We start from the raw sequence: 13,418 nt of genomic DNA, 5'->3' as shown, positions 1-13,418 counted from the left end.
CTTTTTTGTGATTACAGCTTAGAATCAACATACAGACTTGAAGGAGGGCACAACTGTGACTACACCTGATCGTACACGCGTCACCGTAGATATATACGGGACTTCCTATAAACTGGTTGGCAGCAGTGCCGACTATATGAAACAAGTAGCTAACCTGGTAGATGAGCGTATGAGCGCGATCTCCAAGCAAAATTCCCGTCTGGATACTCCGCGTATTGCGGTACTGGCGGCTGTACATATGGCTGAACAGTCTCTTCAGACTCAGGAAATCCGGAATGAACTGAAGATGCTTACTGGAGAACGTACAGAACTGAGAAACGAATTGAATCGGTTGAACGCCATACAAAATGAACATCAACAAGAATTGGAACGACGTGACCAGTCTCTTGCTGAATTGCAGAAGCTGAAGCTTCAAGCAGAGCAGGCGCTGCAGAAGGCCGAAACGGACAAGCAAGCAGAAATGGCTAAGTTAAACACATTGCTTGAGCAGGAGCGTGCCCAGGCAACAGAGCGAGTGCAGAAATTGCAGTCTCAAACTACGGCACAACTCAAGGAAGCAGAAGCCAAGGCAGCGAGACAGCTGAAGGAAATGGAAGAAAAAGCGGCAAATCAGTTTAAAACTGCACAGGCACAGGCCGCTTCACAGCTTAAAGAAGCTCAGAATCGTTCTGTAGCCGAACTGCAACAAGCACAGGCCAAAGCTGCCGCGCAATATAAAGAATTGCAGGACAAGACTGCAGCTCAATTGAAAGAAGCCGAAAGTCGTGCCGTTGCAGAACGTCAACAAATTGAAGCCAAGGCTGCACAGCAAGTTCAGACAGCCAAGGAAGAAGCCGAATCCGCCATACTGTCCGAGTTGGAGCAGGCTGAGGCCAATTTGAAGAAAGCCCAGGAAGAAGCGGCACTGCAATATAATGAACTTCAACAACAGATGGAACTTCGCCTCCAGCAGGCTGAAGAAAAAGCGCTGGAACAGACTCAGGCTCTGACGGATCAATCGAATCAAGAGCGCGCTACTTTGCAGGAGCAAGCGGAGCAGAAGCGCCTGACTCAAGTGAATCAATTGAATGCGGAGTTCAAAGCGTTATCCGAGCAGTCGGAACTCGAATGGATGGAGAAAGAAGCAGCCCTCGAGGAACAATTGCAGCAAGCCAAGGAAGCAGCAGCATCCCGCGCAACAGAAGCCGCATCGGCGGCAGAGGCCTTATTGCAAGAAGAACGTGGCAAGCTCAAGCAGCAGCTTGAGGAACAACGTAAACAGGCGGAGACTCGACTATTAGATGTCGAAGAGCAATTGGAAGAAGTGATGACTCAGCTCATCAGTGCACAGGACGTGGTTGCAGAGCAAGAACAGCAGCTTCAGCACGAGCGTGGTCAATTGGAAACATTGCGTCATGAGCATGGGGTCCGTAAACAGGAGCAGGAAGTTCAGACTCGCCGAATCACGGAACTGGAGCAGCAATTGGAACAGTTAAAAGAGGATCGTTCCCAGTTGCAGGAGCTTCTGCGTGAGACGGAGCAAGCTGCCCAGCAATCCCGTGATGCACAGGAACAATGGAAGCAGAAGTATAACGAAACTGTGGATAGAGAAACCTCTCTCACAGCACAGTTGCGCAAACTTCAGGAACAACATACACAGCTTGAACAGGAAGCCCAAAACCTTCGTGAGGCTGAAGTGAAGTCGGAAGAGGAACAGCGCAGGTTGCATAAGGTGCTAGAACAGGCTCATGCTGCGGTGCGTACATTGCAGAATGAGATCGGCACACTTACGGAACGTGAGCAGTCCTTGAAAGACCTTGCTGAGCAGCGACTGGCTGAGATCGGCGACCTGGAGAATCAGATTCTCGAAGTTGCTGAACAAAATGAAACGCTGGAGTCTGGTGTGCAATCCCTTCATGATGAATTATCCGTGGTGAAGGAAGAGTCTCGTTTCAACCATGAAGAGGCTGTGCATTATCAGAAGGAAGCAGAGCTTTTAGAAGAACAACGCAAACAGCTTGAAGTGGAGCTAAATGTTGTGCGGGAAGAGTTGAACCGACTTCAGGATAATTATAAACAAATCCGTAACGACTACAGTGATGCATTACAACGAGAAGAGAATTACAGTTCCAAGCTGGATGAATTGAGTACGGAGAAGCAAGAGATTGTAAGAGCGCTTGAAGAAGCAAGACAATCTTCAGCGAAACTGTCCGAGCGCTACTCGGAGCAAGAGAGCCGGCTAGCCCAGACTGAGGAAGAAGCGTTGGAGTGGCAGATCAAACACGAAGAGTTGTCAGCCAAACAGGCCGAGTTGTCATCCCGTCTGGAGCAGTTGACGAGACGTGAAGAAGAACTCCGCTCCAGCGTTGCACAAGCAGAGCAGAACGACCAAGTGTGGCAACGCCGTGCAGATGAATGGGCAGCTCAGGAACAATCCTGGCAGGAACGGTGGGCTGCGCTTGAGAATGAACTGACAGTATGGAAGAGAGAAAGTGCGGCAAGTAGCGAGTTGCTAGAGGGACTGGAGCAAGAACGACAGCAGCTGGACCAATCACGGGCAGAAGCGACTCAAGAGAAACAGATCATGGAAAATGAACTGCTTGAGATGAGTGAACGTTACGAACTAGCGGCCAATCAATTACGTTTGTTGCAGGTTGAACGTGGGATGGAGCAGGAAAAGGCAGAGCAGCTGAATACGGAATATCGTCAGTTGCATGATGAATATACGAAATTGCAGACGGAATATAACGAATGGATTGAATTGATTGAACAGGACCAGACCTAGCGGAATGATTGTAGCAGAACTGGCTCGTGGGCAACGCACTCTGGTACAATTTGTTATACTAAAGAAGGAGCTCCCGTCGCTGCGGGGGCTCCTTGTCTTGAATACTATTCTTCAACGATAATTTTGGAGATCATGCTGCTGTGTCCCGAACCACAGAAGACCGAACAGGACATTTCAAACTCACCGACTTTGTCCGGGGTAATCACTTTGGAACTGTTTCTGGTGTCCAGCATAAGATTCAGCTCAGGCACGAGTATTCCGTGATTTCCGTTTACATTTTCATAAACAATGTTAACCGGGACACCTTTTTTAAGATGGTACTCGGGTTGATCGAATTCGTAGTTGCTTGCCTTGATGACCAGTTCTTCGCTGGCTGTAACACCAGAATCGGACCCATTACTGCCAGAGTCTGCAGACTGATTCGCCCCTCCGCATGCAGCGAGGACGAGAATTAACATACAGGCAGCAAGCCATGCTATGCCTTTCTTCATCATGTGCCTCCTTAAGCGTGATATGGATAAAATGTGAATGATTGCTCCAGTCATCATACCGCAATATGTGGATGCCTGTACACGCTGCGTATGTCGTTTTGTTGAAAATTGTACATGCTTGAGTGAATGGTTCATTACGTCTTCAAATGAAATAAACCTCATCCGGCACAGGCCTTCAGAGGTTTAGAAGCATTCATGGGGATGAAAAGGAGAAGCTGGGATTAGCTTTTGGAGCTTCGTCCGGCATCAAAAGGGGTGGATACCGGGATGAAGAGGTCGATAATCCCGATAACCAGCGCAGCGAGAATGGCGCCGAGCAGGCTGACCTCAACATGATCTACAACATATTGACCTAGCCAAATCACCAGTGCGCTAACGATAAATCCGACAATACCGCGCCCAAACGGGTTGACCCTTTTGCCGAAGATACCTTCAACGATCCAGCCGAGCAGGGCAATGACGAGAGCAAGCAACAGAGCGCTCCAGAAGCCACCAACGGCGAAACCGGGAACGATCCAGCTGACCACCATTAATACAATTGCAGCGATGACAAATCGCACGACATGTCCCAGGAAATTCATGGTGTGTACCTCCTTTTATTCGGATTGAACTGAGCATGGCAACTCCAAGGGGCTCGGAGAGGTTGCACAATCCTGACACTTGTAGTTTGTGATGCTATGGTTGAAGTTATGTGTGGAAGGATTCGTTAAATAGCGCAAGAAAGTTTCTTTCGTTATAATACAGATATAGTTTGGAAGGAGTTGTACACTTGGACACGAAAATTTTACACACACTGGAATATCGCAAAATTTTAAATACATTGCTTAGCTATGCCCAGACCACGATGGGTAAAAAGAAAGCGGAGCAACTTGAACCGATCAGTGAACTTGAAGAAGTGAATCGGTTGCTTCAGCAAACCGATGAAGCCTTTACATTTGATCGCTTGAAAGGCTCGCCGTCTTTTGGAGGGATTGTAGACATTACGGCCTCCATCAAACGTGCTGAAATTGGAGGCACACTTAACCCTCACGAGCTTTTGGGAATATCCAATACGACCTTTGCGGCACGACGATTGAAACGTCTGATTGCTACTCTGCATGAAGATGAACCCATTGAATCCTTGTTCTATATCAGTGATCAACTGTCAGAGCAAAAGACGCTTGAGGATGCCATTAAAATCTGTATCGACGATAATGCAGAAGTTGCCGACAGTGCAAGCGTAACGCTTGCGCAGATTCGTCGTGAGCTGCGAGGCGGAGAAGCGCGGATTCGTGAGAAGCTGGATTCCATGATTCGATCCTCCACCGTATCCAAGATGTTGCAGGATCAGCTGATCACGATCAGAGGGGATCGTTTTGTTATCCCCGTGAAAGCCGAATATCGTTCGTACTTCGGTGGGATTGTGCATGATCAATCCGGTTCGGGGGCCACATTGTTCATTGAGCCGGAATCCATCGTTGCAATGAACAACAAATTGCGCGAAACCCGGATTCGGGAAGAACGCGAAATAGAAATTATTTTGCAGAAATTGACGGCACTTGTCAGTGAACAGGGAGAATGGCTGCTGTATGATGTCGACTTGCTGGGATCGCTTGATTTTATTTTTGCCAAAGCACGTCTGGCTCGTGAACTGAAAGCAACGCTACCACGCATGAATGACCGCGGATTCCTCAAACTGAAAAAAGGCCGTCATCCGTTGATACCGATCGAAAACGTGGTTCCAATCGACATTGAGCTGGGCAATGATTACACATCCATTATCGTGACAGGTCCGAATACGGGTGGTAAGACGGTAACGCTCAAAACGATTGGCTTGCTGAGCCTGATGGCAATGTCCGGTTTATTTGTTCCGGCAGAGGATGGCAGCCAGCTATGTGTATTTGATGCGATCTATGCAGACATTGGGGACGAGCAGAGTATTGAGCAGAATCTGAGTACTTTTTCCAGCCATATGACGAACATCATTCGCATTCTGAAGAACATGACGCCAAAAAGCCTAGTATTGCTTGATGAACTTGGAGCGGGAACAGACCCGGCTGAAGGGTCCGCACTGGCGATCTCCATGCTCGAGCATATGCACCGGACGGGGTGTCGCATGGTTGCAACCACCCACTACAGTGAACTAAAAGCATATGCATATGAGCGTAAAGGCGTCATTAATGCCAGCATGGAATTTGACATTAATACATTGAGTCCGACGTATCGCCTTCTGGTGGGTGTACCTGGACGAAGTAATGCATTTGCCATTGCAGAGCGACTGGGACTGCCGGGTTACATTCTCGATTACGCCCGTGGCGAAGTGAAGGAAGAGGATCAACGGATCGAGCACATGATTGCTTCTCTTGAAGAGAACCGTCTTACGGCTGAACAAGAGCGTGAGAAGGCAGAGAGCTTGCGCCAGGACATGGAGAAATTACGCAGTCGTCATCAGACGGAACTGGAAAAGCTGGAACAGCAGCGTGATCGTCGGATTGAAAAAGCAGAAGATGATGCACGTAATATTGTGGACAAGGCTCGTGCCGAAGCGGAGAAGATTATCGCAGATCTTCGTCTGTTGGCTATGGAAGAAGGTGCTTCCGTGAAGGAGCACAAACTTATTGCCGCCCGTAAACAGCTGGATGAAGCTGAACCGGAGAAGCGCCGGAAGACCGTCAAGAAGACGGCAGCAGCACCGAAAACGCGTGCCATCGGTCCTGGTGATGAAGTGCTGGTCTATAGTTTGAATCAAAAAGGCCATGTTGTGGAGATGTCGGGTAGCAAAGACGCCATGGTGCAGCTGGGGATCATGAAAATGAAAGTATCTCTGGATGACCTGGAACTGCAGCAATCTGCTCCCGCAGCCAAACCGAAGCAAAAACCGGTAACTGGCATGAAGCGCACGCGTGATGACAACGTGAAGAGTGAACTGGATCTGCGTGGCACCAACCTAGAAGAAGCTCTGATGGAGACAGACCGTTTCATTGATGAAGCTTTCCTTGCCAACTTGGGCCAAGTGTATATTATTCACGGTAAAGGTACAGGAATTTTGCGTTCCGGTATTCAGGATTACCTGCGTAAGCATAAACATATTAAAAGTTACCGGCTGGGCAATTACGGAGAAGGCGGGAACGGTGTGACCGTCGCAGAATTGGAATAGCCGGACCATGAATCAATGATATTCTGCGGCCTTATGCATGAAGGTCGCAGATGTGGAGAGGGGAACGGTGCGTGAAAGAAAGCGTCGACCAATTGCTGTCTCATCCCTTGGGGATGGTACTCGGTTTTTTCTCGGTAGCGATTATGGAGCTGCTTGTGTTTCTGGCTTGCTTCGAACTGGTGACCAAATATAAATGCTGGACTGAGATCAAGAAGGGCAATGTGGCCGTTGCGATGGCCACTGGAGGCAAGATTTTCGGGATCTGTAACGTACTGCGTTTCTGCATACAGGCTAAATCTTCGGTGTATGAAGCCATGACGTGGTCGTTTGTCGGATTTATCCTTCTGCTTGTTGCCTATTTTTTGTTCGAATTCCTCACACCCGTGTTCTCCATTGATAAGGAGATCGAAGCGGATAACCGAGCTGTCGGATTGATATCCATGATTATTTCCGTCTCGTTGTCGTTTGTTATTGGCGCGAGCATTATCTAGGGGGACCGGTCATGAAAATATTGATACGGATTCTGTTTGCGGCATCGATTGTGTTCTTTGCCATTGGAGTCATCTATGTAATGAATACATGATTATATGAAAGAGAAAGGTTGATCAATATGGAAACAACAGTATGCCCTTGGTGTCAGACGGAGATTGTATGGGATGAGGAGCTCGGTCCTGAAGAAGAGTGTCCTTATTGCCACAATGAGTTAAAAGGATATCGTACGCTAAATATTAACATCGATGATGAAGAGAATGAAACTGAGGATGACATCTATGATGTAGACGATGTAACGAACGAGAAACAGACTACGGATCTTTCTGATCTGTGGGGTGATGAAGTCGAACTCAAATTGCCGGAGTTGCGAACGTTAACCAAATACGCGGATGAAGGTAATGATCTCATTCAGTATGAACAAGGTGTACAGAAGCAACTTGATCATCAGGAAGAAGTACCAGAGTGCCCGAATTGCCGGGAATTCATGATTCTCGCAGGTACACAAGCTGCAACGCAGGATAACTTCACACCAGTTGCTAACGCTGCTTCAGGTGAAGGGTCACTATTGTCCACACCTTTTAAGGTGCTAACCTATGTGTGCTCTGGATGTTTCCAAGTTCAATACAGTCTGTCTGAGAATGATCGTCTGCGTCTGATCCAGAATCTAAGTACGCAGAAATAAGCATTCTGGAGATTTAAACTAATTTCATAGCAATCCTGAAGATTCATCATGTTTTCCTCTTGCTTGGGGCACGTTAACCCTGAGACCTACCTGTGTACAGTTCACTTCAGGTGGATTAAGGAGGAGCAGATGAAGATTACTTTAGGCCGACAATCCATTCTGCTTTTGGGCGTGAATGGATTGTTTGCGTTAGCCGGAGCATTGTCAGGAACCTTTTTGAATGTGTTTCTGTGGAAAAGCCGTCCGGATTATGCCATGTTAGGTTGGTTTACCATCAGTCAGCAACTGGCTATTGGACTCACGTTCTGGCTTGCTGGCAAATGGGTTAAGGAACACAATAAAATGAGTGCGTTACGACTGGGTACTGCGCTGTCCGGCCTTTTCTATATGATTGTCCTCTGGGCTGGATCCAAAGCTGTAGACTGGATTTGGCCTTTGGGCATACTGCTGGGTTGTTCGCTCGGGTTATTCTGGATCGCATTTAATGTCGTGTATTTTGAAATAACGGATCGGGCAAACAGGGATCTATTCAATGGCTGGGTTGGGTTACTTGGCTCGATGACAGGAATTATAGGTCCTTGGTTCTCCGGTCTTATTATTACCCGTATGACAGACAACACGGGGTATCGGTTTATATTTACGATATCGCTCGTCATTTATGTCATAGCGGTAGTCTTCAGTTTTTTTCTCAAGAAAAGAAAGGTGAGCGGTACATACCGGTGGTCGGAGCCCTGGACACAGCTATCCCAACCGGATAGTCCCTGGAGAACCTTGGCTTTGGGTTTGTTCGCTCAGGGTGCGCGTGAGGGTGTCTTTGCCTTCTTGATTGCACTGCTTGTCTACGTGGCTACAGCACAGGAGTACAAATTGGGGCAGTTCTCACTCATCACCTCAGCCGTGGCATTAGTAAGTTATTGGGCAGCAGGGAAATGGTTTAAACCGCAGTATAGATCGAGAGGCATGTTCATCGGTGCCCTGATTCTGCTGGTGGTGCTCCTTCCTCTTCTCTGGAAAGTCACCTATGGTACGTTGTTAATCATGGGGATTGGGAGTGCTGTCGCAATGCCACTATATGTATTGCCAATGATATCAGCGGGATTCGACATGATGGGCACGAGTGGCGAAAATGTGGAGAAAAGGGTTGAACTTGTCGTTTTGAGAGAGTTATGCCTGATGCTTGGCAGGCTTTTTGGATTGGCCGTATTTATTGTAACGGTCATGAATGCTCCGTCTCTACGCATGTTAACCTGGCTTATTATTGTCCTCGGTGCTTTTCCGCTAATCGGCTGGATCTTTATGCACAAATTATTGAATCGAACGGAAGGGCAAGAGCCGTCCACATAGAGGGCCATCAATATATAGGTTTTTAACCAAAAGGGTACAGTTCCGGGAAAGTTATCTCTTTCCTGGGACTGTACCCTTAATGATTTATAACTCATACCTAGTTCATTTACAGCTCAAATCGGATGTTATACAGGAGAGGGTTTACTTGTACGTGTGAGTGAGAATAGATCCATATCAGGATTCTGCTTGCCAGTAATGGCATCTGCAATCAGGGAAGCAGCAATCATGCTGTACACCGTTCCGTTACCTCCATACCCTTCCACAAAGTAAGAATGCGGATAATCGGGATGTGTACCGATCAGTGGTAGACCATCATTCGTATTACCAAACACGGCACCCCAGGCATAATCGACTTCAAGACCATCTAGAGGGAAGTAGGAACGGACCTCTTCCAGAAGTGTATCTCCCCGGTGTTTTGCCCGAATTTCCCGTTGATCCTCCGGAGGTATTTCTTCATCCAAACCGCCTGCGATAATTCTTCCATCCGGTGTTGTTCGCATATACAAATATGGGCGTGCTGTCTCCCAAATCATGCTGTGCTCAAACCATTCCTTAAGATCAGGCAACGGTTTGGTAGCAATGGCATAAGTCGTCTTCAGATAGGCTCCGCGATCCTTTTTGATATCCTGTGTCTCGTAACCGGCAGCAAATATGACCTTGTTGGCACGGATTTTAACGTTGGAAGTGTGGCATACTACACCATCTTCAACGTAATCACAGTGTACCATTTCGGTCTGACCATAGATTCGGGCCCCACGCTTATTGGCAGATTCAAATAAGGCATGAACGAATCGATAGGGATTCACTTCCGCATCTCCCATCGTATACAGTGCAGCTGGTTTGCTGAAGGGGAAGTGTGTTTTTATTTTGTCGGTATTCCACAGTTCGGCTTCAAAGCCGTAGCGCTTCAGCGTCTGATATTCTTCCTCCAATAGGGCAACATCATCTTCACTGCTTGCAAAACAAAGACTTGTTCGTGGAATAAACCAAGGATCCGTATCCAACGTGTCTGCTATTTGAGTAAGTTGTTTCATGGCTTCCCGGCAAAGTTCATAAAATCGTACGCCTTTTGCTTCGCCAAAGGTGTTGATACATGAAGTTAGGGTCTTGTCATTCGTGTATTGCAAGAGACCTGTATTGGCAGAGCTACTGCCTTGGGCAATATCTCGCTTATCAATAACAACTGTGTTCACACCCTGCTCTGTGAGTAGTTTGGAAGTTAGCGCGCCTCCCATACCACCGCCAATGATAAGGCAGTCACACGAGATGTCTTCTCGAAGAGCAGGATAATTGAAAGTTGAATTAAAAGTGGAAGGCCAGAACGGTGTGCCATAGACCAGATCCATCAGAAACATCTCCTTAATGATTTATATTTGTATACTTTTGTGTGACCGGGCTAACAATAATTGCGCATAAACTTTATGCCGAGGAGGCCACCGAAATGCAGAATCAAGCTATGCAAGCGCTGAGTCCCAAGGAATTGAACTACATTGCGGACTCGATCACCAATGAAGAACTGCTGATCAAGCAGTGTGCAGCCACAGCTTCCATCACACATAACCCACAAATTCAACAGGCACTGAATCACTATGTTCGCTCACATGAACAGCATCTGAATACCCTTGTCAATGCGCTGCAGCAACATCAATCTCTTGCACCGGCACAAGTTCAGTAACTGAAGTCAACTCTAACTGTATAGGAGGAAAACGCATGTATTCTCAATCTTTATCATCTAATGGCGCTTTTATGCAGGAGCAGGATCTGCTGAAGTCGATTCTTGCAGATTTAAGACGAACCTCGCGCGAATATACGACTGCGACAACGGAAGCTGCCTGCCCCATGACACGCCGAATGTTCACAGATTTAACAAATGACACCCTAAGATTACAAGGGGAACTGTTCAATCTGATGCAGCAAAACAACATGTATTCTGTCTCGTCCAAGGCACTTCGTCAAGACGTGGACAAGCAAATCCAGTCTGCACACCAGACGCAACAGAAGTGTCAGCAATTCATCCAGGAAAAGAACACGCAGAACAGTTCATATAGCCAAGCTCCTAATGTGCCTCAGCATCAGCCGAATTACGGTAACCCTTATTACATGTAACCTGTGTAAAAGAGGTTTGAAGCACTTGGCTAACCAAGACCATACCACCGCTTGCCTGAATTCAGGGCAGGCGGTCTTTTGTCTTTGCATCAACGTTAAATTCATGTAATATAAGTATTAATTCATTTTCAGGAACCTGGATGACGCTGGAGGGAAAACCATGAAAGATTTGAACGATCTGCAATTAAAAGTTCTGGATCTGCTGAAGGAAGACGCGAGAAGGACTCCCGCACTGCTGTCGACGCTGCTGGGGGAGTCGGAAGACAAGATCAAGAACGCCGTGGCACAGCTTGAACAAGACCACGTCATCGTGAAATACGCAACCGTCGTGAACTGGAGCAAAATAGATGATGAGAAAGTAACAGCCCTGATTGAGGTGCAGATCACGCCGGAGCGTGGTCGTGGCTTTGAAGGGATTGCCGAACGAATTTATCTCTATCCGCAAGTGAAATCCGTATATCTCATGTCAGGTGCATACGATCTGCTCGTTGAAGTAGAAGGTGGCAACCTGCGTGAAGTCGCTAATTTTGTGTCGGAGAAATTGTCTCCGATTGACTCTGTGCTTTCAACCAAAACGAATTTTATTCTTAAAAAATATAAGCAGGACGGGATTATCTTTGAAGACCATCAGGAAGACAACCGTCTCATGATCTCGCCGTAAAGGAAGATGTGTCATGATAGTGAATGAACAGACAACCGGAAACAACAAGAATATGACGTCTTATCTGGCACCTCTCGTGCAACAGATACCTCCATCCGGAATCCGCAAATTTTTCGATCTGGTTGGAGACAACAAGGATATAATCACTTTGGGTGTGGGTGAACCTGACTTTGTTACACCTTGGCATATGCGTGAAGCCTGTGTATACTCGCTGGAAAGAGGTATGACCAGCTACACATCCAACGCAGGCATGCCGAAGCTGAGAGAAGCCATCAGCGATTATCTGGATACTCAGTTTGATACCAAATACGATCCCAAGGATGAGATTATTGTTACCGTGGGTGGCAGTGAAGCGATTGACTTGGCTTTGCGTGCATTAATCGTACCCGGCGACGAGATTCTCATTCCTGAACCTTCTTACGTGGCTTATTCACCAATCGCTTCCATCGGTGGAGGTATACCGGTCGGTGTTGAAACCTATGCGAAAGATCAGTTCAAGTTAACGGCCGAAGCACTTGAAGCTGGCATCACACCGAAGTCGAAGGTGGTTATTCTGTGTTATCCGAGTAATCCCACAGGAGCCATTATGACGTATGAAGAGTGGCTGCCTATTGCTGAAGTAATCAAAAAGCATGATCTGATTGTGATCGCTGATGAAATTTACGCTGAATTAACGTATACGCAAAAGCATGTCAGCTTTGCAGCTATTCCGGACATGAAGGAGCGGACCATTCTGGTAAGCGGATTTTCCAAGGCTTTTGCAATGACAGGATGGCGGATCGGGTACATGTGTGGTCATCCTGAACTTATTGCAGCCATGCTCAAAATCCATCAGTATACGGTAATGTGTGCGCCGGCCATGGGCCAAGTTGCTGCACTTGAGGCATTGACGAACGGTTTGGGTGAGAAAGACCGGATGGTAGAATCGTATAATCAACGCAGACGTTTGATTGTGCAGGGATTCCGGGATATTGGACTCGATTGTCATGAACCTCAGGGCGCATTCTATGCATTTCCGAGTATTCAAAAGACAGGCATGAGTTCCGACCTGTTTGCGGAGCGATTGTTAACGGAGAATAAAGTTGCTGCTGTTCCTGGGAATGTTTTTGGTCCTCAGGGTGAAGGCTTCTTGCGCTGCTCGTATGCTACTTCCGTAACCCAATTGAATGAAGCTTTGGAACGAATCGGAAACTTTGTTTACAAACTTCAAAAAGAGGGTTAATACTAAAGTAGAATCTTTTAACAGATGTGACATTGTTAACATTGGAAAAAAATAACTTTCTTTTACAAAATATTGTGATATAATTTCAATTTGAAATAAGTTTTCATATATTTGGAAACCATTTTTCCAAGGAGGGGTTGGCTTTGTTTTGTGTTGAATATGATTTATCGACTAATCGTGGGCACTATCTGGCAGAAGGCGATCATGGCGACCGATGGTCGGTGAAACCTGATAACGCATCTTTGCATGACATTTCCTTGGAAGATGAGATTCATATGCTTCGTCGCAAGATGGAACAGATCTTCCTCGAAGAGAAATCATTCACATCCGATATAGTAATTGAAATCAGCAGTTTGCTGGATCTAAAGATTAATGAATACATGAAGGCTAACCCGATTAAAGGAAAATAACGTTTTCGTTGAATTGAAACGTTTCATTTTATTGAGTTAGAAAGGAGACCTGAGAGGGTCTTCTTTTTTTGTGTGTAAAGCAAGGGTGATCCCCCGATAAGACAGCTTAT

The 13,418-nt window shown here is 46.8% G+C and carries 13 protein-coding genes; 10 read left to right on the top strand and 3 right to left on the bottom strand.

Features of this window, described 5'->3' with window-relative positions:
• The first annotated feature begins 55 nt into the window (after positions 1-55).
• Positions 56-2,764 (top strand): cell division protein ZapA, encoded by a 2,709-nt coding sequence (zapA, locus tag HF638_RS03200; RefSeq protein ID WP_169478841.1) that lies wholly within the window; start codon positions 56-58, stop codon positions 2,762-2,764.
• A gap of 104 nt (positions 2,765-2,868) precedes the next feature.
• Here zapA and HF638_RS03195 read toward each other — a convergent pair whose 3' ends face one another.
• Together HF638_RS03195 and HF638_RS03190 are read right to left on the bottom strand one after the other, a co-directional pair.
• Entirely contained in the window at positions 2,869-3,255 is a 387-nt protein-coding gene (locus HF638_RS03195) for a cupredoxin domain-containing protein (RefSeq protein ID WP_169478839.1), read from the bottom strand.
• A gap of 221 nt (positions 3,256-3,476) precedes the next feature.
• The gene (locus HF638_RS03190; protein ID WP_036610114.1) at positions 3,477-3,836 is read right to left on the bottom strand and encodes a phage holin family protein; all 360 of its coding nucleotides are present in this window, start codon (positions 3,834-3,836) and stop codon (positions 3,477-3,479) included.
• Positions 3,837-4,024: 188 nt separating this feature from the next.
• Here HF638_RS03190 and HF638_RS03185 point away from each other — a divergent pair, with 188 nt between their 5' ends.
• The 4 genes from HF638_RS03185 to HF638_RS03170 all read left to right on the top strand — a co-directional run bounded on the left by HF638_RS03185 (position 4,025) and on the right by HF638_RS03170 (position 8,909).
• A complete protein-coding gene (locus tag HF638_RS03185; protein WP_169478837.1) occupies positions 4,025-6,391 on the top strand; it encodes an endonuclease MutS2 in 2,367 nt (788 codons plus the stop codon).
• A 71-nt stretch (positions 6,392-6,462) separates the two neighbouring features.
• Entirely contained in the window at positions 6,463-6,882 is a 420-nt protein-coding gene (locus HF638_RS03180) for a DUF350 domain-containing protein (RefSeq protein WP_348982060.1), read from the top strand.
• A gap of 119 nt (positions 6,883-7,001) precedes the next feature.
• A complete protein-coding gene (locus HF638_RS03175) occupies positions 7,002-7,565 on the top strand; it encodes a hypothetical protein (protein ID WP_169478833.1) in 564 nt (187 codons plus the stop codon).
• Between the two features lie 129 nt (positions 7,566-7,694).
• Positions 7,695-8,909, top strand: a complete 1,215-nt coding sequence (locus tag HF638_RS03170) for an MFS transporter (protein WP_169478831.1) — start codon at positions 7,695-7,697, stop codon at positions 8,907-8,909.
• Between the two features lie 125 nt (positions 8,910-9,034).
• Here HF638_RS03170 and HF638_RS03165 read toward each other — a convergent pair whose 3' ends face one another.
• Positions 9,035-10,255, bottom strand: a complete 1,221-nt coding sequence (locus HF638_RS03165) for an NAD(P)/FAD-dependent oxidoreductase (protein ID WP_169478829.1) — start codon at positions 10,253-10,255, stop codon at positions 9,035-9,037.
• A gap of 95 nt (positions 10,256-10,350) precedes the next feature.
• On the opposite strand from HF638_RS03165, the gene HF638_RS03160 reads away from it, so the two are divergent.
• The 5 genes from HF638_RS03160 to HF638_RS03140 all read left to right on the top strand — a co-directional run bounded on the left by HF638_RS03160 (position 10,351) and on the right by HF638_RS03140 (position 13,308).
• Positions 10,351-10,584 carry a hypothetical protein gene (locus HF638_RS03160; RefSeq protein ID WP_062833449.1) on the top strand — a complete coding sequence of 78 codons (234 nt, stop codon included), beginning with the start codon at positions 10,351-10,353 and terminating at the stop codon, positions 10,582-10,584.
• 35 nt (positions 10,585-10,619) lie between these two features.
• Positions 10,620-11,015 carry a spore coat protein gene (locus HF638_RS03155; RefSeq protein WP_169478827.1) on the top strand — a complete coding sequence of 132 codons (396 nt, stop codon included), beginning with the start codon at positions 10,620-10,622 and terminating at the stop codon, positions 11,013-11,015.
• Between the two features lie 160 nt (positions 11,016-11,175).
• Complete coding sequence (locus HF638_RS03150) at positions 11,176-11,676, top strand: Lrp/AsnC family transcriptional regulator (RefSeq protein WP_024628343.1); 501 nt, start codon at positions 11,176-11,178, stop codon at positions 11,674-11,676.
• Positions 11,677-11,689: 13 nt separating this feature from the next.
• Positions 11,690-12,898: an aminotransferase class I/II-fold pyridoxal phosphate-dependent enzyme gene (locus HF638_RS03145; RefSeq protein ID WP_169478824.1), complete on the top strand. Its 1,209-nt coding sequence runs from the start codon at positions 11,690-11,692 to the stop codon at positions 12,896-12,898.
• A 188-nt stretch (positions 12,899-13,086) separates the two neighbouring features.
• Entirely contained in the window at positions 13,087-13,308 is a 222-nt protein-coding gene (locus tag HF638_RS03140; protein WP_176872852.1) for an aspartyl-phosphate phosphatase Spo0E family protein, read from the top strand.
• Positions 13,309-13,418 lie beyond the last annotated feature (110 nt).

It is taken from the genome of Paenibacillus sp. SZ31 (genome assembly GCF_012912005.1).
Lineage (GTDB): Bacteria > Bacillota > Bacilli > Paenibacillales > Paenibacillaceae > Paenibacillus.
This window is presented reverse-complemented; position numbering and strand designations above follow the sequence as displayed.